Annotated in this window: 24 protein-coding genes; 15 read left to right on the top strand and 9 right to left on the bottom strand. The window is 69.7% G+C overall.

The genetic code is table 11. From position 1 onward, the window contains the following. The first annotated feature begins 3 nt into the window (after window positions 1-3). The 3 genes from pgsB to OG520_RS23775 are packed head-to-tail and all read left to right on the top strand — an operon-like array spanning window position 4 to window position 3,257. A complete protein-coding gene (gene pgsB, locus OG520_RS23785; protein ID WP_406014522.1) occupies window positions 4-1,674 on the top strand; it encodes a poly-gamma-glutamate synthase PgsB in 1,671 nt (556 codons plus the stop codon). Beyond that, window positions 1,671-2,153, top strand: a complete 483-nt coding sequence (locus OG520_RS23780) for a poly-gamma-glutamate biosynthesis protein PgsC/CapC (RefSeq protein ID WP_266418098.1) — start codon at window positions 1,671-1,673, stop codon at window positions 2,151-2,153. The genes pgsB and OG520_RS23780 overlap by 4 nt, the downstream gene beginning before the upstream one ends. Before the next feature lie 27 nt (window positions 2,154-2,180). Next, a complete protein-coding gene (locus tag OG520_RS23775) occupies window positions 2,181-3,257 on the top strand; it encodes a C40 family peptidase (RefSeq protein WP_399328165.1) in 1,077 nt (358 codons plus the stop codon). A gap of 45 nt (window positions 3,258-3,302) precedes the next feature. On the opposite strand, the gene OG520_RS23770 is transcribed toward OG520_RS23775, so the two are convergent. Continuing rightward, on the bottom strand, window positions 3,303-5,177 hold the full coding sequence (locus OG520_RS23770) for an MFS transporter (protein ID WP_406014521.1): 1,875 nt from the start codon (window positions 5,175-5,177) through the stop codon (window positions 3,303-3,305). A 194-nt stretch (window positions 5,178-5,371) separates the two neighbouring features. Beyond that, window positions 5,372-7,852, bottom strand: a complete 2,481-nt coding sequence (locus OG520_RS23765) for a D-alanyl-D-alanine carboxypeptidase (protein WP_406014520.1) — start codon at window positions 7,850-7,852, stop codon at window positions 5,372-5,374. Between the two features lie 180 nt (window positions 7,853-8,032). Between OG520_RS23765 and OG520_RS23760 the strand changes: the two genes are divergently transcribed. The 3 genes from OG520_RS23760 (at window position 8,033) to OG520_RS23750 (ending at window position 10,311) form a co-directional block, all read left to right on the top strand. Further along, on the top strand, window positions 8,033-8,755 hold the full coding sequence (locus OG520_RS23760) for a GPP34 family phosphoprotein (protein ID WP_148836626.1): 723 nt from the start codon (window positions 8,033-8,035) through the stop codon (window positions 8,753-8,755). 248 nt (window positions 8,756-9,003) lie between these two features. Further along, window positions 9,004-9,873, top strand: coding sequence for a helix-turn-helix domain-containing protein (locus OG520_RS23755; RefSeq protein ID WP_406014519.1), 870 nt, complete (start codon window positions 9,004-9,006; stop codon window positions 9,871-9,873). 231 nt (window positions 9,874-10,104) lie between these two features. Then, the gene (locus OG520_RS23750) at window positions 10,105-10,311 is read left to right on the top strand and encodes a DUF397 domain-containing protein (RefSeq protein WP_385328922.1); all 207 of its coding nucleotides are present in this window, start codon (window positions 10,105-10,107) and stop codon (window positions 10,309-10,311) included. A gap of 142 nt (window positions 10,312-10,453) precedes the next feature. Here the strand turns inward: OG520_RS23750 and OG520_RS23745 are convergent, their stop codons facing one another. Beyond that, the gene (locus tag OG520_RS23745; RefSeq protein WP_406014518.1) at window positions 10,454-11,308 is read right to left on the bottom strand and encodes a hypothetical protein; all 855 of its coding nucleotides are present in this window, start codon (window positions 11,306-11,308) and stop codon (window positions 10,454-10,456) included. 80 nt (window positions 11,309-11,388) lie between these two features. Here OG520_RS23745 and OG520_RS23740 point away from each other — a divergent pair, with 80 nt between their 5' ends. Together OG520_RS23740 and OG520_RS23735 are read left to right on the top strand one after the other, a co-directional pair. After that, window positions 11,389-12,171, top strand: coding sequence for an SDR family oxidoreductase (locus OG520_RS23740; protein WP_406014517.1), 783 nt, complete (start codon window positions 11,389-11,391; stop codon window positions 12,169-12,171). An 81-nt stretch (window positions 12,172-12,252) separates the two neighbouring features. Continuing rightward, the gene (locus OG520_RS23735; protein ID WP_406014516.1) at window positions 12,253-12,723 is read left to right on the top strand and encodes an IS5 family transposase; all 471 of its coding nucleotides are present in this window, start codon (window positions 12,253-12,255) and stop codon (window positions 12,721-12,723) included. 19 nt (window positions 12,724-12,742) lie between these two features. Here OG520_RS23735 and OG520_RS23730 read toward each other — a convergent pair whose 3' ends face one another. Together OG520_RS23730 and OG520_RS23725 are read right to left on the bottom strand one after the other, a co-directional pair. Further along, on the bottom strand, window positions 12,743-14,296 hold the full coding sequence (locus tag OG520_RS23730; protein WP_406014515.1) for an alpha/beta hydrolase: 1,554 nt from the start codon (window positions 14,294-14,296) through the stop codon (window positions 12,743-12,745). Window positions 14,297-14,490: 194 nt separating this feature from the next. Continuing rightward, entirely contained in the window at window positions 14,491-14,658 is a 168-nt protein-coding gene (locus tag OG520_RS23725) for a hypothetical protein (RefSeq protein WP_406014514.1), read from the bottom strand. 679 nt (window positions 14,659-15,337) lie between these two features. Between OG520_RS23725 and OG520_RS23720 the strand changes: the two genes are divergently transcribed. Both OG520_RS23720 and OG520_RS23715 read left to right on the top strand, forming a co-directional pair. Further along, window positions 15,338-15,685 (top strand): IS3 family transposase, encoded by a 348-nt coding sequence (locus OG520_RS23720; protein WP_406014513.1) that lies wholly within the window; start codon window positions 15,338-15,340, stop codon window positions 15,683-15,685. 377 nt (window positions 15,686-16,062) lie between these two features. Beyond that, on the top strand, window positions 16,063-17,634 hold the full coding sequence (locus OG520_RS23715) for a sodium:solute symporter family protein (RefSeq protein ID WP_399328180.1): 1,572 nt from the start codon (window positions 16,063-16,065) through the stop codon (window positions 17,632-17,634). 29 nt (window positions 17,635-17,663) lie between these two features. Here the strand turns inward: OG520_RS23715 and OG520_RS23710 are convergent, their stop codons facing one another. Then, window positions 17,664-18,779 (bottom strand): ADP-ribosylglycohydrolase family protein, encoded by a 1,116-nt coding sequence (locus OG520_RS23710; RefSeq protein WP_406014512.1) that lies wholly within the window; start codon window positions 18,777-18,779, stop codon window positions 17,664-17,666. A 202-nt stretch (window positions 18,780-18,981) separates the two neighbouring features. On the opposite strand from OG520_RS23710, the gene OG520_RS23705 reads away from it, so the two are divergent. The 3 genes from OG520_RS23705 to OG520_RS23695 all read left to right on the top strand — a co-directional run bounded on the left by OG520_RS23705 (window position 18,982) and on the right by OG520_RS23695 (window position 20,425). Next, window positions 18,982-19,266 carry a hypothetical protein gene (locus tag OG520_RS23705; protein ID WP_399328184.1) on the top strand — a complete coding sequence of 95 codons (285 nt, stop codon included), beginning with the start codon at window positions 18,982-18,984 and terminating at the stop codon, window positions 19,264-19,266. After that, the gene (locus OG520_RS23700) at window positions 19,263-19,661 is read left to right on the top strand and encodes a hypothetical protein (protein WP_406014511.1); all 399 of its coding nucleotides are present in this window, start codon (window positions 19,263-19,265) and stop codon (window positions 19,659-19,661) included. The genes OG520_RS23705 and OG520_RS23700 overlap by 4 nt, the downstream gene beginning before the upstream one ends. Window positions 19,662-19,780: 119 nt before the next feature. Continuing rightward, window positions 19,781-20,425 (top strand): dihydrofolate reductase family protein, encoded by a 645-nt coding sequence (locus OG520_RS23695; protein ID WP_406014510.1) that lies wholly within the window; start codon window positions 19,781-19,783, stop codon window positions 20,423-20,425. Window positions 20,426-20,486: 61 nt separating this feature from the next. Here OG520_RS23695 and OG520_RS23690 read toward each other — a convergent pair whose 3' ends face one another. The 3 genes from OG520_RS23690 to OG520_RS23680 all read right to left on the bottom strand — a co-directional run bounded on the left by OG520_RS23690 (window position 20,487) and on the right by OG520_RS23680 (window position 24,102). Next, on the bottom strand, window positions 20,487-23,069 hold the full coding sequence (locus OG520_RS23690) for a bifunctional FO biosynthesis protein CofGH (RefSeq protein ID WP_406014509.1): 2,583 nt from the start codon (window positions 23,067-23,069) through the stop codon (window positions 20,487-20,489). Between the two features lie 107 nt (window positions 23,070-23,176). After that, window positions 23,177-23,545, bottom strand: a complete 369-nt coding sequence (locus OG520_RS23685) for a helix-turn-helix domain-containing protein (RefSeq protein WP_266418074.1) — start codon at window positions 23,543-23,545, stop codon at window positions 23,177-23,179. Between the two features lie 137 nt (window positions 23,546-23,682). After that, window positions 23,683-24,102, bottom strand: coding sequence for an ATP-binding protein (locus tag OG520_RS23680; protein ID WP_406014508.1), 420 nt, complete (start codon window positions 24,100-24,102; stop codon window positions 23,683-23,685). A gap of 134 nt (window positions 24,103-24,236) precedes the next feature. Here OG520_RS23680 and OG520_RS23675 point away from each other — a divergent pair, with 134 nt between their 5' ends. Both OG520_RS23675 and OG520_RS23670 read left to right on the top strand, forming a co-directional pair. Further along, the gene (locus tag OG520_RS23675; protein WP_399328192.1) at window positions 24,237-25,103 is read left to right on the top strand and encodes a Scr1 family TA system antitoxin-like transcriptional regulator; all 867 of its coding nucleotides are present in this window, start codon (window positions 24,237-24,239) and stop codon (window positions 25,101-25,103) included. Continuing rightward, window positions 25,100-25,345 (top strand): DUF397 domain-containing protein, encoded by a 246-nt coding sequence (locus OG520_RS23670; protein WP_399328194.1) that lies wholly within the window; start codon window positions 25,100-25,102, stop codon window positions 25,343-25,345. The genes OG520_RS23675 and OG520_RS23670 overlap by 4 nt, the downstream gene beginning before the upstream one ends. The last annotated feature ends 46 nt before the right edge of the window (window positions 25,346-25,391 follow it).

The raw sequence follows: 25,391 nt of genomic DNA, 5'->3' as shown, positions 1-25,391 counted from the left end.
GCCGTGCTCTTCCTCTACGGCGTGCTCGTCGTGTGCTGTGTGATCCTCCTGATCTCCGGCATCGTCGAACAGCGGCGCCACTTCACCAATCTGGAGCGCATACCCACCCGGGTGCTGATCAACGGCATCCGCGGCAAGAGCTCCATCACCCGCCTCTGCGCGGGCGCCCTGCGCGGCGGCGACCTGGTCACCGTCGCCAAGACGACCGGTACCGCAGCCCGCTTCATCCACCCGGACGCCACCGAGGAGCCGGTCTACCGCAAGTTCGGCATCGCCAACGTCGTGGAGCAGATCGGCATCGTGCGGCGCGCGGCCTCCTACAACCCGGACGCGCTGGTCATCGAGTGCATGGCGGTCATGCCCGCGCTCCAGGAGATCAACCAGTCCAAGCTGATCCGGTCGACGATCGGTGTGCTGTGCAACGTACGTGAGGACCACCTGGCCGAGATGGGCCCCACGCTCGACGACGTGGCCCGCTCGCTCTGCCGCTCCATGCCGGAGGGCGGCATCTGCGTCACCGCCGAGCAGGACCGCTTCCACATCCTCCAGGAGGAGGCGGACGCCCGGGACTGCAAGCTGATCTACGCGGACCCGGAGACCGTGAGCGACGAGGAGCTGCGCGGCTTCAGCTGGTTCACGTTCAAGGAGAACGTGGCCATCGCGCTGACGGTCGCCGAACTCCTCGGCGTGGACCGGCAGACGGCGCTCCAGGGCATGTACGACGCCCCGCCGGACCCGGGTGTCCTCTCGGTCGAGCGGTACCGCACCCACGACGACAAGCGGCTGCGCTTCGCCAACGTCTTCGCGGCGAACGACCCCGAGTCGACGCTGATGAACATCAACCAGCTGCTCGATCTGGGCGCGATCGACCGGCCGCTGAACGTCGTGATCAACTGCCGCCCCGACCGGGTCGAGCGCAACGGCCAGATGGGCCAGATCATTCCCGAACTCCAGCCGGAGAAGGTGTTCGTGATCGGTCACCCGGCGAAGAGCGCCATCGACGCGATCCCCTCCGAGTGGCGCCACACCGCGGTCGACCTCGGCGGCGACAAGCGCGACCCCGAGGAGTTCATGAACCAGCTGCTCGGGCACCTCGGGCCGGAATCGTCGCTGGTCGCGATCGGCAACATCCACGGGCAGGGCGAACTGCTCCTGGAACACCTCGCCGAGCTGCCCGCCGACGAGACCCCGGACGAGACGCCGGACCAGGCCCCGGACCGGACGCCGGACCGGACGCCGGACCAGGCCGCCCCGCAGGGAACTCCGCAGGCACCTCCGCACGGCGACGTCCCCGCCGACGTCCCGGCCGACGTCCCCTCCGACGGCCCGGTCACCGCCGCCTTCCCGCCGGTCCCGGCCCAGCGGCAGCAGTCGCCGCACTCCCAGCAGCCGCGGCACGACGAGACCCTGGCGCTCCCCCGCTACACCCCGCACCTCGACCCGTACCAGCCCTACCCCGAGGCGTACGAGGCCCGGTACCAGCAGGCCCCACGCCCGGCCTCCCCCCTACCGCAGCAGCCGCAGCAGTCGCAGTCGCAGTCGCAGCAGCACGAGCCACCGCACCAGAGTCCGGAAGACCCGTCCGAACCGCCCGCACCTCGCGTCCGCGGGATGTTCGAGCCGGTCCGGCCGCCCGCCCCGGCCCAGCAGGAAAACCCAGGAGAACCCCGTTGATCCCCTCCGTCCTCACCCCTGAGATTGCCGCCATAGGCATCGCCCTGGGGCTGATGTTCTCGCTGGTCTGCTACCTGACGACCAACCTCTCCCCCGGCGGGATGATCACCCCGGGCTGGCTGGCGCTCACCCTCGTCGAGGACCTCCAGCGCGCGGCCATGGTGGTCGGCGTGACCGTTCTGACGTACGTCGCGGTGCTCGGCCTCCAGAAGGTCGTGATCCTCTACGGCAAGCGGCTGTTCTCCACCGTCGTCCTCACCGGTGTGATCTTCCAGGGGACGCTGATGATCGTGCTGTCGATCGAGTTCCCGCTGATGTACACCAACCAGACCCTGGGCTTCATCGTCCCCGGCCTGATCGCGTACCAGCTCGTCCGCCAGCCCAAGGGCGCGACCCTGCTGGCGACCGGCTCGGTGACGCTGATGGCCTATGTCGTTCTCACCGCAGGCATCCTGCTCGGCGCGCTGCCGACCGTCTGACCCGAACCTTCCGGAGCTGACTGACTCATGAGTGCCAAGACCAAGCGCCGTCCCCGCCAGGCGCTGCACGCCGTCACGGTGACCGCTCTGCTCGCGGGCAGCGCCTACCTCACCGTCGAACTGCGCAAGGACGAACAGGCCAAGGCCCCGGCCGTGCAGGCCGTCACCGACAATCCGGCGCTGAAGTCCTCGAACCTGAAGAACGGCGAGCAGCGCTGGGAACGGCTGCGCAACCCGTCCCGCTCCCTGCTGCGCGGCGCCGACGGCGAGATCCTCGCCAGCTTCACCGACGGCGCCCGCACCGCCACTCTCACCGGCCCCAGCCGTACCTTCACCGAGCCCAGCACCACCACGTCCAAGGTCGTCACCGAGGACTGGGTGCGGCTGATGCCGTACCAGTGGAAGAAGGGCGCCGAGAACGAGAAGTGGTTCAAGGACTGGTTCAAGGAGTTCTTCGGCAGCGAGGAGGACGACCTCTTCGCCACCGCCTTCCAGTACGTCGCCGACGCCCCGGTCAAGAAGGACGACGAGGGGGTCTCCTACGCCGGTGACGCCAACTTCGGTCCGCTCAACCCGAACGGCAGCGAGGGCAACGACCTGCGGCTGGAGGAGTCCGACTTCTTCGACTACCTCGGCATCCCGTACACCTTCCGCAACGGCACGACGATGCAGCCCCGCACCGAGCGCGCCCGCTCCATGGACTGCTCGGGCTTCATCCGTACCGTGTTCGGCTACCGGGCCCGCTACCCGCTCATGGCCACCGATGCGTCCGGCGACGGCCTGCCGCGCACCGCCAACGGCATGGCCCGCTCCCACCGCGGTACGGACGTGATCGACCTGAAGGGCATCACGCCGGCCGACCGGCCGAAGAACATCGATGTGCTGCAACCCGGTGACCTGGTCTTCTTCAAGCTCGACCAGCGCACCAAGGAGCGCCTCGACCACGTCGGCATGTATCTCGGGCACGACACCGACGGCCACAAGATCTTCATATCCAGCCGGGAGGAGGCCAACGGCCCGACCATCGGCGACAAGGGCGGCACGTCCCGGCTCGACGGAAACGGCTACTACGCGGCGACCCTGCGCAGCGCGAAGCGGCTGTAGCGGAGCGCCCCGTGACGGGAACGCCCGTGGCGAGCGCCGTCGCCGTCAGCGCAGTTCCTCCGGGCACGGCGTGCCCGGAGGCAGCTGGTAGGGGGCGGCCAGCCGGTACACGCCCGGTCGCGGCGCGAGCAGTTCCGTCCACTCGTCGCCGTCCGCGTCCTCGTCGACCTTGAACAGACAGCCGTTGGTGTTGACGAAGGTCCGCGGACTGCTCTCGTCCGTGCGCCGCTTGGACTCCTCGGTCTCCTGCGGCCGTTCGACGCCCTTGCCCTCGCTGTCGACCACGGCGAGCCAGGGCGAGTACGGGATGCGGATCAGGATCCGGCCGGGCGTCTTCACATGGATGGTCAGCTCGCCCGCGTCGGCCTGGTCCACCGAGGCCGGCGGATCGGCCAACGGCACCGGGCTGTCCACCTCGAAGAGCCGCCAGTTGGCGTCGGACCACACCGGCTTCAGATACGGCAGCCCCTCGTCGACGAGCTGCGCCTCCTGCACCGCGCCGCTGGAGTCCGGCGTCCCCTTGGGCAGCACCACGTAGTGCACCGCCCAGCGGTCCAGCCACTGGTGGTAGTTGGCGCTGTTCAGGGTGTCGTCGTAGAAGAGCGGGTTGCGCTCCATGTCCGCCTGCCGGTTCCAGCCCCGCGCCAGATTGACGTACGGCGCGAGCGCGGACGCCTCCCGGTGGCTGCTCGCCGGCACGACCTCGACCCGGCCCCGCTCGGCGCCGACCTGTTGCAGCTCATTGACCAGCGGGGCCAGCTCGCGCGCCCAGGAAGCGCTGGGGGCGGTGCGGACGATGTCGTCGACGCTCTTGAAGCCGATCCAGAAGTTCAGCCCGGCGAACGCGATGACCAGCGCGTACCAGCGCCGGGAGCGCGGCACGGTGTAAGGCAGCGCGGCCAGGAGCACCACTCCGGCGAACAGCATCGCCATCCGGGTGATGTTCGAGCCGATCTGCGAGTCGATCACATAGGTCAGCAGCGTCCCGACGCCGTACACGGCGGCGGCGGTGCGGACCGTCTTCCAGTCGCGCGGTACGAGGACGAAGACGAGGACCGAGAAGATGAACGGCAGCGACAGCGTCGCGATCGACATCGGCTGCGTACCGGAGAACGGGAACAGCCACGCGGACAGCACCACCACCGCGACCGGGGCCAGGCCCAGCGCGTACGCGCCGGGGCGCCGTTTGTTCAGGAACAGCGCGGCGGCGATCACGCCCAGGAACAGCCCGGCCACGGGGCTGCTCGCCGTCGCGAGCCCGGCGAGCGGTGCGGCCACGGCCGCCTTCGCCCACCGCTTGTACCGCCAGCGGTGGGGCCAGCAGAAGACCGCGGCCGTCGCAGCCACCGCGAACATCATGCCGAGCCCGAACGTCACCCGCCCCGACAGCGCGTTGCACAGATACGCGAACGCCCCGGCGAGCGAACAGGCCAGGGGATTGCGGACGGCCCTGACCCGGACCAGGATCAGCGCGGTCAGCGCCGCCGACACGGTCCCGGCGACCATCATCGTGGTACGCACGCCGAGCACCGACATCAGATACGGCGAGACGACGCTGTACGAGACGGGGTGCATGCCCCCGTACCAGGCGAGGTTGTACGCCGTACCGGGATGCCGGCCGACGAATTCGGCCCAGGCGTCCTGGGCCGCGAGGTCGCCGCCGCTGTTTGCGAAGAAGAAGAACCAGAGCAGGTGGGTGACGGCGGCGATCGCGGTCGCGATCGTCACCGGATGCCGCAGCAGCCGTTCGGTTCGGGCCCTGCGCGACGGGTCGGTGCGCGGCGCCGAGGCATCCCCGCCTCCCGTGCCCGTCCGGGCGGGCACGGCTGTCCGTGTGCTGCCGGCGCTGCCGATGTCGCTGTCCCTCGTGCCTGTGCTGTCGGCCGCCTCATGGCCGGGCCTCGGCTCCGCGGTGGTCACTACGGCTCTCCCCGTCTCCCCGAATCCGCCTGCCCCGTGCCCCTGTACCCCATGCACCTGTGAGGACGCCGTCCCTGCGTCATCGAGTTGCCTCGGGACGCTAACACGTACACAGCACGGAAGGGGGTGCCCGGATCGGCACCCCCTTCCGTCATCGGGTCGTTGCGGCCATCGGGCCGTTCCCCGTCGGCCGGTCAGCCGATCCGGGTCAGCTTGTCCCCGAAGGACGGCTCGGCCAGATCGCTCTGCAGCGCGACGGGCACCTTCACCTGGCTGGTGCCCTCACCGACGGTGAGGGTGCCGACGGGTGTCCCGGCCTTCGCCGAGTGCGGGATCGTCTTCCCGTCGTCGGTCAGTTCGATCTTGACCGTGAGACCGGCCCAGCCGACCACCGTCACGTCCTTCGTCGCGACCACCGGGGCGCTGCCACCCAGACCGTCGGAGACGGAGCCGACGACATCGCCCTTCTTGATGACCTTCGCGTTCTTCAGCAGGTCCTGGGTCGCGATCATGACGTCCTTGCTGACCGCGTTGACCGTGTCGATGATCGGGTTCTTGTGCTGGCCCAGCACGGCGCCGACGATCAGCTGGTCGGTCTTGCCGACCATCTTGTGCGCGGCGAAGAGCAGGTTGCCACCGGCCTTGGTGGTGGAGCCGGTCTTGATGCCGAGCGAGCCGTTGAACGGAACGAGTTTGTTCCAGTTCGGCCACTCGTGGCCCGAGGGGTCGGTCCACGACGGCAGCACGGTGATCGCCATGAGCGCCGGGATCTCCACCAGCTTCTCGCCCAGCTTCACCTGGTCCTCGGCCGAACTGACCGTGGTCGCGTTGAGGCCGGACGGGTCGGTGTACGTGGTGTTCTTCATGCCGAGCGACTTGGCGGTGTCGTTCATCTTCTTGACGAACGCCTCCTCGGAACCCGCGTCCCAGCGCGCCAGCAGCCGCGCGATGTTGTTGGCGGACGGGATCATGATGGCCGACAGCGCCTGCTTCAGGGTGAGCTTGTCGCCCTCCTTCACGGTGTTGAGCGTCGACTCGTTCACCGCGTCGTACCCGCCCTCCTTCTCCGCCGTGGCGTCGATTTCTATGGACGGCCCCTCCTCGCCCTTCTTCAGCGGGTGGTCCTTGAGCACGATGTAGGCGGTCATCGCCTTGGCCACGCTGCCGATCGGCACGGACTTCTGCTCGCCGAACGAGCCCACCGGGCCCAGGCCGGTCGCCGCCATGTAGCCCTGGCCCTCGTTGGGCCACGGCAGGGACGGCTTGCTGCCCTTGAAGGTGTACGTGTCCTTCGCCGACATCTGGAGCTCGGGGTCCGGGAGCGGGCGCACCATCTGCACGATCGCAAAGACGATCACCAGGAGCAGGACCAGGGGGGTCCAGATCTTGACCCTGCGCACGGCGGTGCGGACCGGCGTCTCCGGTGGCGGAGGCGTGTTCGTCAGCTCGGCCAGCAGGTCGAGCGGCGGCCTGGGCGGCATCGGCTGCTGCGTGGTCCGCTCGGCACCGGACAGCGCGCTGGGAGGCGGCGTGCCGGGCTTCGCGGCGGAGGCGGCGGGCACCTCGGGCTTACGGGGCGCGGGCGCCGACGCCGGCCGTACGTCGTCCCCGCGCAGGGGTACGAACTTGCTGGTCCGCTCGGCGGCGGACTCGGCCTTCGACTCGGCCTCCGAGCCCGGCTTTGCCGTCTTCGACCCGGGTGGGGTGATCTTCAGCGCGGTCGTCGGCTGGTCGACCCGGAGTGCGGCGGGCGCCCTGAAGATGGCGGTCGGCTGATCGATGCCCTGCTTGTCCTCGGCGGCGTCGTCGTCAGCCTCCGCTTCGGCCTTCTTCGCCGCTTCGGCCTTCTTCTTGTCGGCGGAAGGTGCCTTGTCGTCTGAGTCGCCGGACGCGCCATCGGACGGCTCGTCCCCGCCCTCGGCATCGGCATCGGCATCATTCGACGCGGTCGCCGCGTCCGCAGCCGCGTCGGTGTCCGCGTCCTTCGCGTCCTTCGCGCCCTCGTCCTCCGACGTGGCGGCCTTCGCGTCATCGCTCTGCGCGTCGCCGTCGCCGTCCGCGTCGTAGTCCTTCGTCACCCAGGCGGCGACGGCCGCACGCAGCCGCGCATCGCCCTCCTCGGAGCCCTCCTCGGAGCCCTCGGCGGGCTTCGCCGCCGCCTCCTCGTCCGCTGCGGCATCCGCGGGCTCACCCGCATCCGCGCTCTCCGAGGCCTCAGGCGCCTTCTCCGGGCCCTCGGAGTCCTTCGCGGCCCCCTCGGTCTTCCGGGCCTCCTCGGCGCCCACAGCGCCGTCAGGGCCCTCGGCCTCGACCTCGGAATCCGCGCCCGTGTCGCCGTCCGCCTCCGCCGACGGCTCCTCGGCCCCGGAGCCCTCCGGGGCCGAGTCGTCGACGCCCTCGGCGCCCTCGCCACGCTCGCCGTCCTCGGACGGCATCGCGCGGAAGACGGCCGTGGCCGTGTCCGCCTTGGCGCCCTCGGCGCCCTCGCCGTCCTCGGTGACCGGTGCCGTGCGGAATACGGCCGTGGCCGTGTCCGCCTTTCCGGCGGCCGCGTCATCGGCGGGCGGTTCACGGAAGACGGCGAGCCGCGGATCGCTTTCGCTCCGAGCCGTACCCGACGACTTCTGCTGCTCCGACTTGTCGGGGGACTCGCCCGCCACCGATGCCTCCTCCATGCGGCACGGGGGACACCCCCGCGCTGTCCGAACCATCTACCAGTGTCCCGTGTGAACCACCGGCCCGGCTGCTAGACGAGAACGACATACCTACTGGTTCCCATACAAAGCACCCAGGCGCTCTCGACAGACCAATGTGAGAGGGGTCACCCTGTCATTCATCCACGCGGGGAGGCATGGATGGGCAGGAGCCGCAGAACAATTCCGGAGGAGCTTCTGCTGCTCGCTCTGGACCCGACCACGGGTACCACAGCGCAGCCGCAGTCGCTCGACCTCGGCCTCGCCGGAGCTCAGCTAGTGGAGCTGGCTCTGGCAGGACGGATAGCCCCTGATGGGGATCGTATCGCCGTGGTGATGCCACGGCCGACAGGAGATCCGACTCTGGACTCCGCACTGGAACTGCTGCGGCGACGCGGCAGCCCGGTTCGGGCGGTCCACTGGATTGGCGGGCCCCGGCTGGGGCTGCGCCAGATCTACCTCGCTCACCTGGAGCGGTGCGGCATGGTGCATGCCGTGGCGGGCCAGATGTGCGGAGTGCTGCCGACGACTCGCTACCAGGCGACGGACACGGCAATCAGCCGGGACATCAGAGCCAGGCTGGACAGTGCGATCCGCACCGGCGTACCGCCGGACCCGCGGACCGCGGCGCTCGCCGCGCTGGCCCACGCGGTCGGACTCGGCAAGCACCTGTATCCCGGGAACGAGGGGCGTTCATCACGCTCCCGGCTCCGGGACCTGATCAGACACGACCCCATGGGCGGACTCGTGGCGCATGCCGTGATGGACGTCCAGAACGGAGCGGTCGCACAGCCGCGTCGCAATCAGGCGGCCGGAGTTCCCTTGCAACCGCAAGTGCAGTCGCAGTCACGCCGCGGCAGCATGGCGCACACCGCGGCCCACTAGGCGCACCACGCACCGGGGCCGTACGCACCGCCGCACCGCCGCGCAACTGCACGGCAGCACCAACCGAATACCGCCGCACCGCCGTCCCCAAGACCCGGTTCGGGAGCCGCACCAAGCGCGGGGCAGCCGAGAGACATCGGTTGCCCCGCGCACATGCGTGTGGCCATTTCCCAGCGCGACCGGGGGAAGTGGTGGCAATCTGCTGAGCAGTAGATACGCACAGCTACATAGCCGGAGGTGCCGTTTCCGTGCCGTCCAACGTCAATCCCACCGTCAGGCGACGCCGGTTGGGCCAGGAATTGCGCCGACTGCGCGAACTCAAAGGCATGACGGCCGAGGAGGTGGCGGAGCGGCTGCTGGTCTCGCAGTCGAAGATCAGCCGCCTGGAGAACGGCCGCCGCTCCATCAGCCAGCGCGATGTCCGCGATCTCTGCGGGGTGTACCAGGTCGAGGACCACCGGATCGTCGACTCACTCATGCAGATGGCCAAGGACTCCCGCCAGCAGGGCTGGTGGCACGCCTTCGGCGACATCCCGTACAGCGTCTACATCGGCCTGGAGACCGACGCCGAATCGCTGCGGGTGTACGAACCCCAGGTGGTCCCCGGCCTGTTGCAGACCCGGAGTTACGCCGAGGCGCTGATCAACGGAGCGCTGCCGGAGGCCCCGCCGTCCGACATCGACAAGCGCGTCAGCGTCCGGGCCCGCCGCCAGGACCGGGTCACCGACCCCGAGCATCCGCTGCGGCTGTGGGCGGTCATCGACGAGTCCGCGCTGCGCCGGCTGGTCGGCGGCAAGCACGTGATGATCGAACAGCTGGAGCAACTGGTCGAGCTGTCCCAGCTGCCGCATGTGACCGTGCAGGTGCTGCCGTTCGAAATGGGCGCGCACCCCGGCATCAACGGGCAGTACGCCATTCTCGAATTCCCGGACGCCGCCGACTCCAGCGTCGTCTATATCGAAGGCGTCACCAGCGATCTCTATCTGGAGAAAGCCCACGATGTGCAGCGGTACAGCGTCATGTACGAGCACCTGCGGGCACAGGCGCTGAATGTGGAACAGACTCGGCACTTCATCACCGAGATCGTGAAGGATTACACCCGGCTCAGCACCGACTGAGCACCGGCGCGGGGCGGCCCGCAAAGTCCGGATTGCGGAAAATGAAGTGATGTTACGGGAAGGGCGGCGGCAAGGTACACCGCCGCCCGCCCCGAGTGGAAGATCTCCCTGGTATATACCACTCGGTCGAGTGAACGGCCCCTTCGCTCAGGGGGCTTGGCGAGTAGCGTCGATCACACCAACCGGAACACTGTTGGTGTCATTTACGCGACTCTTTGAACCGGAGTGAACATGGCCATTCGTCAGGGTGCTACGGACAAGTGGACGAAGTCCTCGTATTCCGGGGGCAACGGCGCCTGCGTCGAAGTCAAGTCCCCTCTCACGCAGGCAATCGACGTGCGCGACTCGAAGGCCCCCGAGGGCCCTTCGATCACGTTCGTCCCCGCCGCTTGGAACGCATTCGTGCGCGATGTCGGCAAGGATGCCGTCAACGCCTGATCAATGATTTATCCGTACGCATCGCGGTGCCGGTTCCGGTGCCGTTGTCAGCCCTCTCGACTGGTCCGCCGTCCTGGCCGAGGGGGCTCGATGCCCGACCCGACGGGCAGCCGTGCAACGGGCGGCCGGGTGACCGGAACGATCAGCGCAGCTGATCGACATACAGATCGGTGCCCGGCACCGTCGGGATGAACGGCGCCACCAACTCCACCCGCCCCAGGCCGGATTCCGCGACCGCCACGTCGAGCCCGGCGAAGTGCTCGGCCCAGCACTCCCTCGGGTCCTCCTGGAGGAACCAGAGCAGGGTCAGCCGGGTGTCGACGCCCTCGACCTGTTTCACGTAGCTCATCCGGTCACCGGGCAGCGGCGTGGGACGGAAGACGGTCACCATCGCCGCCGGGGAGCCGGCCAGCCGCTTCGGCAGATGCCGTGAGCGCAGCCAATCCAGCAACTCGGCCCGCTTCCCGGCCCCTTCGGCACCGGCCCCTTCGACGTCGATCACTTCGAGGACCAGCCCCTGGTAGGGATGATCGAGAGCATGGAAGTCCCGGGGCCCCGCGGCACCGTCCCGGTAGACCGTCGCCTCGTGGTCCTGGAACGCGGTGAACACATGGGTACGGCCCTGGTGGACCCGGCCGTCCCGGTTGAGCCTCCGGTTGATGCCGACGGTCCACCTCATGTGGTCGTCGTAGCGCCCGTCCGTCACCCAGTACGTCGACAGATAGCAGCCGGCCGTGACGGGCCGCGCGACGGCGGAGGTCTCCGGGTAGCGCAGCTCCTGGAGCTCCCGGGTGGCCACCCAGCGCCGCCCGGCGAACATCCAGGGCATCGCCATCGCGCCCGCGTAGTAGTGGTCGTCCTCGTACCAGCGGTTGTACGCGTACTCATGGCCCGGGTGCGGTTCGACCATGGTGATCAGCGCGTGGCCGGGATGGACGCCGTACGGCCCCAGCGCGGCCAGTTCGGCGTAGGTGTCGCTCCGCGTCTCGTCGCTCATGCCGTTCCCCTTCCGTACTCCGCAGCGGCGTCCTACTCTGACGCCCCGTCAGACGAACTGCCAGAGCCGGGAGGCCACCGATGTTGCTCGCGGGGAAGACCGTCATCGTGTCCGGGGTGGGCGCCGGGCTCGGGCACCAGGTCGCGGCGGCGGTCGTGCGGGACGGCGGCGACGCGGTGCTCGGGGCGCGTACCGCCGCGAATCTCGCCAGGACTGCCGCGGAGATCGACCCGGACGGCCGGCACACGGCCCGGCTGGCCACCGACATCACCGACGAGGCGCAGTGCGAGGCGCTCGCCGCGCTGGCCCTGGAGCGGTTCGGGCGGATCGACGCGGTGGTCCATGTCGCCGCCTGGGACAGCTACTTCGGCGGGATCGAGGATGCCGACTTCGCCACCTGGCAGTCGGTGATCGACGTCAATCTGCTCGGCACGCTGCGGATGACCCGCGCCTGCCTGCCCGGCCTCAAGGAGCGCGGCGGTTCGGTGGTGATCATCGGCACGCAGTCCTCGGTGGCCGCGCCGTCCCAGGTCCAGCAGGCGGCGTACGCGGCCTCGAAGGGGGCGCTCACCTCGGCCATGTACTCCATGGCCCAGGAGCTGGGCCCGCACCGGATCAGGGTGAACACGGTGCTGCCGGGCTGGATGTGGGGGCCGCCGGTGCAGGCGTACGTGCAGTTCACGGCGCACAGCGAGGGGGTGCCCGAGGCCGAGGTGCTGGGCAGGCTCACCGAACGCATGGCGCTCCCGGAACCGGCCACCGACGGCGATGTCGCCGAAGCCGCCGCATTCCTGGCCTCGGACCGGGCGCGGGCGATCACCGGGCAGTCGCTCCTGGTCAACGCGGGCGAGCTGATGCGCTAGGCCGTGTATCGAAAGTGGATCTTGAGCAATGCGTGATCACGGTTCATGGCGCGAGGAGATCGCGCGGACGAACAGTGAGCGGTGTTGGAACCGTTGTTGCCAAAGGGTGCGAAGGCAGGACGGCCGCCCATCTGGCCACGGCGGCAGCTGATCGACGGCATACGGTTCCGGGTCCGTACCGGTGTCCCGTGGCGGGACGTGCCTGTCGGGTACGGACCGTGGGGCCGGGTCTACGACCTGTTCCGGCGATGGCAACGGGACGGCACGTGGCACAGGGTCCTCACCCGGCTCCAGTCCCTGGCCGACACGACGGGTGCGATCGTGTGGGATCCAAGCGTCGACTCCACGGTGTGCCGCGCCCATCAGCATGCGGCCGGGGCCCGGAAGCAGGGTGACCTGCAGAAGGAACCGCCAGGCGGTGTGTTTACCGAGCCTGATGATCACGGGCTGGGACGGTCGCGCGGTGGGTTCACCACCAAGCTGCACCTGGCCGCCGAGCTGGGCCAAAAGCCCATGTCGGCTCCCGCCTACCGCCAGGAATGGCGACCGTAGCCTGTCGAGGAGACAGGCTCTAGCCGCCGCAGGTCAGGTCCTTCGCGGGCAGTCGGCCCGTGGTCAGGTACCGCGTGACGCCGGCGTCCGCGCAGGACGGTCCGGCCACCACCACGCCGTGGCCCTCGCCGCCGGCCACGGTGACCATCCGCGCACCGTGCAGCGCCCGCCGCATGCCCTGCGCCATGGGCAGCGTCGCCTGCGGGTCCCACTGGTTCTGCACGATCAGCGCGTTGACGTCGTTGCTCACCACGGTGGCCGGCTCCCTTGCCGCCGACTTCCAGAACGCGCACGGCTGAATGGTGGCCCCCAGGTCTCCGGCCAGCGGGTACTTGGCCCGGTCTCGGATTACGTCCCGGCGGTACTGCTCGGGGTTGCGCGGCCAGCTGCGGGTGTCGCCGCAGAAGGCGGCCCAGGTGACGGCGGACTGGTTGTCGGCAGGAACGTCCGCACCGAACGCCCCCGCGTCGGCGGACCGGACCGGGGCGGAGCCGGGGACAGCCGGTTCGGCCGACGCTGCCGTCACCGCCGATGCGGTGGGCGTGGCCGGCGCGGGCGGTCCGCCTGCGGCCGAGGCCTTCAACGCGACGATCCACGGGGTGACGGTCTTGACGCCGACGAACGCACCGTACTGGGAACGGATGGCGCCGCCGCTGAGCGCCCCACCGTTCGTCGGGACGGGTGTGCGGTCGGCGCGGGCGATGAGCTCCCAGTACGTCTTCCGGACCTTCGCCGGAGTCGGACCCAGACCGTAGGTGGCGTTGCGGGCGGCGGCCCACTCGGTCCAGCGGGTGAAGGCGAGTTCGGCTCCGGCCGACCACCCCCGGAACGTCCCTCGCCACGCGAGCGTCGGATCGAGGGCGCTGTCGAGCACGAACCGGTCCGAGCGCCGGGGGAACATCTGCGTGTAGACGGCGCCCAGGTAGGTGCCGTACGAGTACCCGAAGTAGGAGATCTTCTTTTCCCCCAGTGCCGCCCGGACGACGTCCATGTCCCGTGCCGTGTTGCGGGTGGTGAGGTGCGGCAGCATGTCGCCCGCTTTGGCCCAGCACTTGTCGGCCACCGTCCGGGCCAGGGCCACGTCCTTCGCGAACGTCCGTGCGGTGTAGGGGTGCTGGACGGCCTGTTCGTCGGCCGTCAGACCGCAGCCGATCGGCGCGCTCTGCCCGACCCCGCGCGGGTCGAAGCCGACCAGGTCGAACCGCTCTCGTACCTCCGCCGACAGCAGCGACTCCATCTCCACGGGCATGGTCAGCCCCGGAACGCCCGGTCCCCCGGGATTCATCAGCAGCACGCCGTGCCGCTCCTTCGCACCGCTCGCCTTGACCCGCGATATCGCGAGGTCGATCTTCCGGCCCCCGGGGTCGCTGTAGTCCAGCGGCACCTTGACCTTCGCGCACTCGAACGTCGCCGGCCCGCCCGGATCGCAGCGCTCCCAACGGAGTTCCTGCTGCGCGTACTGCTGGAGCGGATCCCCCGCCGCGAACGCCGTCACGGGGGTGAGCGCTGCCATCACCGTCGTCACCGTGCCGACCGTGAGCACGGAAATCGTTCGGGCGCCTCGTAGAGCCATGCCAGTCCTCTGTACAGAATCAGTGTCTCGGATCACCTCCAGTCTCTGTTCCGCCCCACTCGTACCTCGTACGACGCGGGGATGGGCTCGTGATCCAACTCGTGGCGTACGGCGACGCACCGACGTCCTGCTGGAGTCCTGCTCCTTGTCGTTCATCAGTCCGGGTAGGCGGCCGATCGGCCACCTGCTGGCAGTCACGCCGTCGACACCCCGGCCCGCAGCACGGCGACGGCACGGGCGGCCGCAGCGCCGACGGCGCGGCCGATCGCCGTGTCGCCGGCGCCCGGACGGGAGCGGGTGAACACGGTTGCCGCGTTCCGGCACCCGCCGGGGTGGGCGACGACGCCGACCTCGTTGCGCACCACACCGACCGGGCCGCCGCTCTTCGCAACCGCCCAAACCGGCGGACGAATGCCAACGACAAGGTGGTGTCAATTAGTTGACGCCCCACCACCGTCCGCAGCCACACGCAGACAGCAGGGTCCCGCCATGATCGGCCCATACAGTAGTTCGGCCGTGCCGCGGGCGGTGGTACGGGTGGAGCGGCGCGGGTCGAGCGCCCGACCGGTGGCCAAGTTCTTGTCGGGGCGAGCTCCTCGGGAGCGGCGGTGGCGGACCAGTCCGGCCCGTCGGCCCACTCGGCGCGGCCTTCCTGTCTTACGGCTTTGTCGGACCAGCGCGCGGATCCCCCGCCCCCTAGGGGTTAGGGGAGGGATACCCGGCGTCGCGCGTCCAGCAAGATCCGATACCTGTGCCACTGGACGCTCGCTCATGCGAGGGCCTGTCGGGCCAACACATGTGCCCTGTCTCAGTCAGAGATAGGGAGTGCCGCCGCTCGGGCCCAGATGGGGATCTGATTGGTCCCCGAGGTGATGGATGAGCTTGCTGACCTGCGGGTGTGACCGAACATCTACAGGCAGCTCGGTCCCCCAGCCAGGAAGCGCGCTGAGTACCCGCTCTACCGTGATTCTCGTGTGAAGCTCCCCGTGATCGTGGACACCTGGAGACTGGGACGTGAGAGCCCAGAGGAAGCAGTGCCAGGTGGGAAGCAAGTACACGAAGCGGTACTCGGAAGAGCACAAGCGGGACGCGGTCGGGCTCGTGCGGTCGTCGGGCCGGACGGGAAGCCCGCGCAACCGGCGGCGGGCGGATGAGGTCCTGGCCCACGAGATCACGGTGATCCACCTCGCGTCGCGGCGGAACTACGGCGTCCCGCGCGTCACCGCCGAACTGCTTCGGCGGGGCCGCCCGGTCAACCGCAAGCGGGTGGAACAGGTCATGCGGCCGTGGCCAGATGGGCGGCCGTCCTGCCTTCGCCCCCTTCGGCAACAACGGCGCCAACACCGCCCACTGTTCGTCCGTGAGATCTCCTCGCACCATGAACCGTGATCGTGCATTGCTCAAGATCCACTTTCGATACACGGCCTAGGGACCCCGGACCCGCCTCCTGCGATAGAGCCCCCTCTCCGCCGCACGGGACCCGCATCCCGCGCGGCGTTCCTCGTTGTCCTCTGCACGGCCTGACGAAGTGCCCGCTCATCGTGTGTCCGCCGTCACGTCGGCGACAACGACCGCGTAAGTCAAGAGCAAGCAAAATCGTTCGACTTACTGATCTGCGTTCACATCCCTGACCGCGAAAACCTTGACCCCGGTACCGGGCAGGCGGTTCAATCCCCGATGTCCCCGCTCCCGCACGGGGCCCCGCTGAACGGCCGTACTGACGAAGCGCGCTCCCCGTTCACAAGGCGGACCCCAGGAGGGGGCACATGAACAGTCTCGACTGGGTCGTGCTCATCGGCTACTTCGGCGTGATGATCGCGATCGGGATCTGGTCCCACAAGCGCGTGGACAACGTCAGTGACTTCTTCACCGCGGGCGGCAAGATGCCGTGGTGGCTCTCCGGCATCTCGCACCACATGTCCGGCTACAGCGCGGTGATGTTCACCGGGTACGCGGGCATCGCGTACCAGTACGGCGTCACCTCCTTCGTCACCTGGTCGCTGCCGATCGCCATCGGCATCGGTATCGGCGCCCAGCTCTTCGCTCCCCGGCTCAACCGGCTGCGCTCGCGGCTGCATGTCGCCTCGCCGCTCGAATACCTGAAGAACCGCTACAACATCCCGACGCAGCAGGCGCTCGCCTGGTCCGGGCTGCTGCTGAAGATCGTGGACGTCGGCGCCAAGTGGGCGGCCATCGCCACTCTGCTGTCCGTCTTCACGGGCATCTCGATCACCCAGGGCATCTTCATCACCGGCTGCATCACCGCCGTCTACTGCACGGTCGGCGGGCTGTGGGCGGACGCGCTCACGGAACTGGGGCAGTTCGTCATCCAGCTCTTCGCCGGCGTCGCGATGCTCGTCACCGCCATGAGCAAGCTCGACGGTGTCAGCACCCTGTGGACGGTCTGGGACAAGCTGCCCGAGGGGCATACGAACCCGACGGCCGGTCCGTACACCGTGACCTTCCTGCTGGCGTACCTCTTCATCAAGACCTTCGAGTACAACGGCGGCATGTGGAACCAGGCGCAGCGCTACATGGCCACGGATTCCGCCGCCGCCGCGAAGCGCTCGGCCCGGCTCTCCGCCGTGCTCTGGCTGGTCTGGCCCACGGTCCTGTTCTTCCCGATGTGGTGCGCCCCGCTGCTGGTCCACGCGCAGAAGCCGGACGCCTCGGACAGCTACGCCCTGATGACCGAACAGCTGCTGCCGCACGGTCTGCTGGGCCTGGTCGTCGTCGGTTTCTTCTCGCACACGATGGCCATGTGCTCCTCGGACGCCAACGCCATCTCGGCGGTCTTCACCCGGGACATCGCCCCGGTCCTCTCCAAGTCGGCGCGCAACTGGGGCAGTCGGGCCGGGCTGCTGGCGGCGCGGCTGTCCACGCTCGGCTTCCTCGGCCTGTCGATGGCGCTCGCCACCCAGATCAACTCACCGACGTTCAAGGACATCATCTCCGTCGTCATCAAGTGGGTCGCCGGTCTGATGGGCCCGATCGCCATTCCGTTCATGCTCGGCCTGCTGCGCAGGTTCCGCAGGTCGGGTCCGACGGCGGCGCTCGTCAGCTGGGCGGCGGGGCTGCTGGCGTTCTACTTCACCAATTACGACTTCGACGGTTCGGTGAAGACGAGCGTCGCGCTCCAGTACCAGGTGGCCCTGCCGCTGGCGATCTCGCTGGTCCTCTACATCGTGATCGGCTTCGTCAGGCCCGAGGACACCCCGGAGCGCGACGCGATCATCGAGCAGATCAACTCCGACGGTGACGGCGCGGCGGCCGGGGCGACGGTGCCGTCCCAGGCCGGTCCGGGGGACGCCGCGGTCGCGGAGGGTGCGAAGGACTGACGCCCGCCGCTCCGCGGGGCGGGGGTGGGTCAGGCGCGCGGGTAGCGGGCCAGCCAGCCCGGTGCGGCGGCCGACGGGCTGTGCAGGGCCGGCCCCTGCGTCATCTCCATCGCGAAGTCGTCCGCGAGCTCCAACAGCGTTGCCCTGCCCTCCAGTTCGGCGAGCCAGGCGGGCGGCAGCGCGGTCTCGCCGTGCAGCGCGCCGAGCAGCGCCCCGCACAGGGACCCGGTGGCCGCGGAGGGCCCGCCGTGGTTGACGGCCAGCCGCAGCCCGTGCCGGATGTCCTCGCCGACCAGCGCGCAGTACACGGCGCCGGCGAGGACTTCCTCCGCGGCGTCCGTGGCCCCCAGCGACTCGATCAGGGCGGGTCCCGGAATGCCCTGGCGCACGGTGCCGAGGGCCTTCTTCAGCGCCTCGGTGACCGGTTCGTGCCCCGGGCGCTCGGCGAGCAGGTCCAGCGCGTGCTGGACGGAGCCGTCCAGGGTCTCGCCGCGGGCCAGTCCGTGCACCATCACGGCGAGGGCGCCCGCGGAGAGCAGGGCGGTGGGGTGGCCGTGGGTCTGGGCCGCGCACTCGACGGCGAGCTGGAGGACGAGCTGGGGCTCCCAGCCGACGAGCAGCCCGAACGGTACGGACCGGGTGAGGGCCGCCGAGTCCCGCGCCTGGGGGTTCTTGGGCTTGTCGAGGGTGCCCATGGTGGTGTCGCCGAGCCCGGTCAGACATTCCCGGGTGGGCCCGCGGCGGGCGTACAGCCACTCCTGCCGGGCGAGCCAGCCGTCGTCCTCGCGGCGTTCGTCGGGTCCCCAGTCGTGCTGGGTGGCCGCCCACCGCAGATGGGCCCGGTGCACATCGGTGGGCGGGTGCCAGGCCCCGGTGTCGCGACGGACCTGGGCGCGTATCAGCCCGTCGACGGTGAACAGGGTGAGCTGGGTGACGGCGGTGACGGTGCCGCGTCCGCCGTGCACGGGCACCAGATCGGTGACGGCGTCGGCACCGTGGGCCGCCCGGATCTCTTCGAGCGTGAGCTCGTCGACCCCCGCCCCGAGCGTGTCCCCGATGGCCCCGCCCAGCAGCGCGCCGCGTACCCGGCTGCGGAAGTCCTGCTGCTCGGCACGGCCCCACACAGCCGTGGTCCCTGTGCTCACCGCGCCCCTCCCCCGTCGGCCCGAGATCCGGCCCGCCTGCGACTGCGCAGCACTGTAATCGAACGGAGACGGTCGGTAGAGCGCACGAATCGGGTACGAGCCGGTATGTGAACGGACGTCCCGCAGGTCGTTTATGACCGGACGAAGATGCCTCGGGTGACATGACACACCCCTCTTGCCATGACGGCCCTATAGTGACTCTATGGCCACTACGACGATCCAAGTCCCCAAAGAGACGCGCGACCACCTCGCCCAGCTGGCCAAGGAACGCGGCCTGAGCCTGGGCCAGCTGGTCGACCAGCTGGCTTCGCAGCAGCCCACCGCTGCCCAGATCGCCGAGCGCGTGGCCACCACCCGACGGGTGCTCCGGGAGCGCATGGGCTGCACCCTGACCGATGAGGAATTCGAGGACGGTCCGGACGTGCTGGCCAATGTCTACGCCATGGCGGCCGAGAAGATGCGTGCCGGTCGGAACAGGGCAGCGTGATCATCCTCGACACGAGCGCGGTGGCGGCGCTCACCCAAGGGCATCGCGCCCTGCACCTCCTCGCCGACAACATGGCCCACACGCCGGGAGACTGGCTGCACGTCCCCGCGCTGTGCCTCATGTACGGAGAGGCGGCATCGGAGAACCTGGCGCGTGAGGCGCTGGCGCTGCCCGGGGTTCTGGTCGACCCGCTCGACCGGACGGCAGCGGCCACCGTCGGAGCCATGGTGCGCGACGGCTGGGGAGGGCCCGACACCTGCCACACGCTTTACGTGGCGACACCCCACCAGGAGAGCGGCGGCATGTCGATCATCCTGACCGGGCGCGAGGACGACTACCCGCCCGGCATCCTCACTGTCGATATCGACTCGCCCGGGATGCTCGGCTTCCACTGAGCCGCGGTGTACCCGCCCCGCGCCGGAGTCGGTCAGGCGCCGATATCGCCACGTCCGCACCGATGATTTTTCCCGGCGTGGGGAGTCCCACTGTTACCGACACGCACAGGAGGAGACACGTGACTCAGCTGCTGAGAGTCCAGAACTTCAATGTTTCGAGCGACGGCTTCGGCGCCGGCGAGAACCAGAGCCTGGAGCGGCCGTTCGGCGACGCCGATCCCGGGGCGATGTTCTCCTGGGCCGGCGCCACGGCGAGCTGGCCCATGCGTACCGACCCCGGTGGCAGCCGCGGCCTGGACGACTACCTCACGCGGGACTTCGCCCGCAACATCGGCGCCGAGATCATGGGCCGCAACAAGTTCGGGCCCCAGCGCGGTCCCTGGCAGGACCACGACTGGCGCGGCTGGTGGGGCGACGAGCCCCCGTTCCGCACCCCGGTGTTCGTGATGACCCACCACACGCGTCCTTCGTTCACGCTCTCCGACACCACGTTCCACTTCGTCGACGACGACCCCGCCACGGTCCTCGAACGGGCCCGGGAAGCGGCGCAGGGCAAGGACGTCCGACTCGGCGGCGGAGCCACCACCATCCGCGAGTTCCTCGACGCCGACCTGGTCGACACGATGCATGTGGCGGTCTCGCAGGTGGAGCTCGGGTCCGGGTCGCGGCTCTGGAAGTCGCCCGACGAGTTGCTCGACCGGTTCCACCTGGATGTCGTGCCCAGCCCGAGCGGCGTGACGCACCACCTGTTCTGGCGGAAGTGACACGGGGGAAACCGCCGCGGACGGCGCCGTACGACCGCTCCGGCGTACGGCGCCGCAGGCCTCAGTCCGGCAGCACGGGAAGCAGCTCCGGAAGGTGTCCGTCGGACGCCGCCGCCACCGACACCCGCTCCTGGGGGACCTCCCCGTACAGCGTCGTACGCGGCTTCGCCGGACGGCCCGCGAGTTCCGCGATGGCGACCAGGTCCTGGACGGAGCGGTACGAGCCGTAACCGGAGCCCGCCATCCGGGAGATGGTCTCCTCCATCAGGGTGCCGCCCAGGTCGTTGGCGCCCGAGCGGAGCATCTCGGCCGCGCCCTCCGTGCCGAGCTTGACCCAGCTGGTCTGGATGTTGGTGATGTGCGGGTGCAGCAGCAGCCGGGCCATGGCGGTGACGGCCCGGTTGTCGCGGTCGGTCGGGCCGGGGCGGGCGATGCCCGCGAGATAGACGGGCGCGTTGGTGTGGATGAACGGCAGCGTCACGAACTCCGTGAAGCCGCCGGTCTCCTGCTGGAGGCCGGCCAGGGTCCGCAGGTGGCCGAGCCAGTGGCGGGGCTGGTCGACATGCCCGTACATCATCGTGGACGAGGAGCGCAGGCCCACCTCGTGGGCGGTCCTGATGACCTCCAGCCAGGTCGCGGTCGGCAGCTTGCCCTTGGTGAGGACCCAGCGGACCTCGTCGTCCAGGATCTCGGCCGCCGTGCCGGGGATCGAGCCGAGCCCGGCCTCCTTCGCCGCGATCAGCCAGTCACGGATGGACATCCCGGTGCGGGTGGCGCCGTTGACGACCTCCATGGGCGAGAAGGCGTGCACATGCATGCCGGGGACGCGTTCGCGCACCGCCTTCGCGATGTCGAAGTACGCGGTGCCGGGCAGGTCCGGGTGGATGCCGCCCTGCATGCAGACCTCGACCGCGCCGACGTCCCACGCCTGCGCGGCCCGGTCGGCGACCTGGTCCAGGGAGAGGGTGTACGCGTCGGCGTCGGTGCGCCGCTGGGCGAAGGCGCAGAACCGGCAGCCGGTGTAGCAGACGTTGGTGAAGTTGATGTTCCTGGTGACGATGTACGTGACGTCGTGGCCGACCACGTCGCGGCGCAGGGTGTCCGCGATCCGGCACAGCTCGTCGAGCGCCGGGCCGTCCGCGTGGAGCAGGACGAGCGCCTGCTCGTCGGTGAGCTTCGTCGGGTCGTCGGCGGCCTGGCTCAGCGCCTGGCGCACATCGCCGTCGATCCGGGACGGGACCATGCCGGGGGCGGCGGCCTCGCGCAGCGCCTCCCAGTCCCCGTACACCTCGTCGAAGTCCTCGCGGCGGTCGCCGGTGCGGCCCTCGGTGTCGATGGTGCGGTGCAGGTCGGTGCGGCCGGTGGCGCCGAACTCCTGGTCGGGCTCCTGCCAGGGCAGCCCGGCGGGGATGGCACCCTCGCGGGCGAGCCCCGTCTCCGGGTCGGCGAGGGCGCGGACGTGCGGGAGGAGGCGGGGGTCGAGCCACGGCTCGCCGCGCCGGATGAACTCCGGGTAGATGGTGAGCCGCTCCCGCAGCGCGAAGCCCGACTCGGCGGTCTTCGCCGCGAGTTCGTCGATGTGCGGCCAGGGACGCTCGGGGTTCACATGGTCCGGCGTGAGCGGCGAGACCCCGCCCCAGTCGTCGATCCCGGCGCCGATGAGCAGCGCGTACTCGGCGTCGACGAGATTCGGCGGGGCCTGGATGCGGGCGGACGGGCCGAGGATGTGGCGGGCCACGGCGATGGCGGCGGCCAGCTCCTCCAGCTCGGCGTCCGGCATGCCGCGCATCGCGGTGTCCGGCTTGGCGCGGAAGTTCTGGACGATGACTTCCTGGATGCCGTGGTAGGCGCGGGCGGTCCTGCGCAGCTCGAAGAGGGAGTCGGCGCGCTCCTCGTACGACTCGCCGATGCCGATCAGGATGCCGGTGGTGAACGGCACGTTGGACCGCCCCGCGTCCTCCAGCACCCGCAGCCGCACGGCCGGCTCCTTGTCCGGGGACCCGTGGTGCGGGCCGCCGGGCTCGGACCACAGGCGGGTGGCCGTCGTCTCCAGCATCATGCCCATGGACGGCGCGACGGGCTTGAGCCGCTGAAGGTCGGTCCAGGTCAGCACGCCCGGGTTGAGGTGCGGGAGGAGCCCCGTCTCTTCCAGCACCCGGATCGCCATGGCGCGTACGTACGCGAGGGTGTCGTCGTACCCCTCGGCCTCCAGCCACTCCCGCGCCTCGGGCCACCGGTCCTCGGGCCGGTCACCCAGCGTGAACAGCGCTTCCTTGCACCCCATGGCCGCGCCCTCGCGGGCGATGTCCAGCACCTCGTCGGGCGAGAGGAACATCCCGTGTCCCTCGCGCCGCAGCTTGCCGGGCACGGTGACGAAGGTGCAGTAGTGGCACTTGTCGCGGCAGAGCCGGGTGAGCGGGATGAAGACCTTGCGGGAGTACGTGATCACCCCCGGCCGCCCTGCGGCATCGAGGCCGGCATCGCGCACCCGGGCGGCCGAAGCGGCGAGATCCGTCAGGTCGTCGCCCCGCGCCTGGAGCAGAACGGCGGCCTCGGCCACATCGAGAGCGACACCGTCACGGGCCCGCTTGAGGGCACGCCGCATGGAATTGGTGGTCGGACGTCCGCGCTGAGGATCGGTCATGAACCCGAGCATACGAGCGGGGCCCGCGCGCCGGACCAGGGCATCTGGCCCCGGGGCTTCGACGCCTCGGGCCGGACCGAGCCGTATGCGTACCGGGGAAAGCTGCGTCAGGCGGCCGACGAATGTCCGCCCGCTCCGATCCCACCAGGGTCGCCGTGTTCGTGCGCGGTGAAGGAGAACGCCGAGGTGTCGCCGTCCAGATCAATGGTGAGCGAAGCATCCAAGGCCTTGGCCAGGCGCGTCAGGAGGGCCAGGGTCGGAATGGAGTCGCCGCCCTCGATGTTGGAGATCTGCGGCTGCGTCATCCCTGCGCGACGGGCCAGCTCGGTCTGCGACAGCCCGATTTCGGTCCGCCGGTCGTAGACAGCTTGCCCCAGCGCGAAGGCGTACCCGGCCTCGATGTAGGCGGACGACTCCTCGGCTGTCTCCCCCAGAAGCTTTCTGGTCTGCCGTGTCTTCCACTGGGAGTGATCCACGACTATGCCTCCTCGCTCCGGTCGTATGTGTGCGCGGCTGCACCATGATCAGAAATTTATATAGTCCGGGATTCGAGCCGATTCCTCGCCACGTCGGTGTGGCGCGGCACGGAGGAGTTCGCTCTGCCGGTCGACGCTCACGGCGCCGTGGCCAGTTCTGCCCACACCGTCTTGCCCACGTCCCGGTCCTTCACGCCCCATGACGTCGCCAGCGCCCCGACCAGGTGCAGACCGAACCCCGATTCCGCGCCGGGGCGGGAGGGCCTCACCTCCGGCTCCCGTTCCCCTCTCGCGTCGGACACCTCGATACGGAGCGTGTCCGCGAGAACGACGAGCCGGAGTTCGAAGTCCCGCCCCGGCACGAGCCCGTGCAGCACCGCGTTGGCCGCCAGCTCGGACACGATCACGGCGGCCTCCTCGGAGAGCTCGCTCCCGTACGGCACACCCCAGGCGTCGAGTTGATGCACCGCGAGCCGACGGGCCAGTCGCGCGCCCCGACGGGTGGCACTGAAGCGTTGGACGAACTCGGCGCCCGCAAGGGTGATTTCGGCGTTCATGTGACTCAGCGTGTCCGGTTGCTCGTACGCTGACCAGGAGTGACACCACGACGCCGAGTAGCTGTACGGGCACGCCCCGTCGGCTGTACGGGGCGTCGGCCGTGACCGGGCGAGCAGAGAGCGGTGCGGGGCAGATGGCGAACGCGGAACGCGAAGAAAGGCCGGAGCGGCCGGCCGAATCGGATGGAACGGCGCACCTCTTCAAAGCGCTGGGCAAACAGATCAAGGTGCTGCGCGAGCGCGCGGGCATGAGCCAGAAGGACTTGGGCCTCGCGGCCCACTGCGGGGAAGACCTGATCTCGGCGATGGAGCGGGGGGTACGTACGCCGCAGCCGGAGTTCCTGATCCGCGTGGACCCGCTCCTCGGCGGGTGCGGGGTGCTGTGTGCCGCCGTCGACGAGGTACGGGAGGCGCTGGCGCGGGCGCGGACCCGTCATCCGGACTGGTTCCGGAACTACGCGCGGGTGGAGGCGGAGGCGCTTGCGCTACATATCTACAGCACGCAGGCAGTGCCGGGCCTGCTACAGACCGAGGACTATGCACGCGCAGTCTTCACGCAGCGACGCCCCCTGCTGGACGTGCAGACGATTGAGAAGCGGGTAGCGGACCGCATGGATCGCCAGCAGATCTTCGACCGCTGGCCCGCACCAACATTCAGCTACGTGCTGGAGCAGGTCGTACTGGAGCGCCCGATCGGCGGGCGGACCGTTCACAGGCAGCAGTTGCAGAGGCTCTTGGACGTTGGCCGTATGCGAACCGTGGAACTCCAGGTCATGACAACGGACCGCGAGGAACACCCGAGCTTGGATGCAGCGTTCACGCTCCTCACCCCCAAGGGTCGCCAGGAAGTGGCGTACACAGAGACGTACGGCCATGCGCGGCTGATTACTGACCCGGAGGAGGTCCGCGTGTTCAGCGAGCGCTATGGGATCATCCGCTCGCGGGCTCTCACGCCCACGGAGTCCCTGACGCTGATCGAGAAGATGCTGGGAGAGCGATGAATATCGAGCAACTCCACTGGTTCAAGAGCAGCTACAGCAGCGGCGAGGGTGGCGAGTGCATCGAGGTCGCCTTCGACTGGCGTAAGTCGAGCTACAGCAGCGGCGGTGGCGGCGAGTGCGTCGAGGTCGCGACCTGCCCCACCACCATCCACATCCGCGACTCCAAGGACACCCAGGGCCCCCACCTCGGCGTAGCCCCCGCCACCTGGTCCGCCTTCGTCACGTACGCCCGTCAGGGCTGATCGCACCAGGTCAGCCCCCGTTCGCCCGGTCCCGCACCGGATCGCG

The sequence above is a fragment of the Streptomyces sp. NBC_00984 genome (assembly GCF_045162475.1).
Lineage (GTDB): Bacteria > Actinomycetota > Actinomycetes > Streptomycetales > Streptomycetaceae > Streptomyces.
The sequence above is the reverse complement of the archived record's forward strand: the minus strand, read 5'-3'. Positions and strand labels throughout refer to the sequence as shown.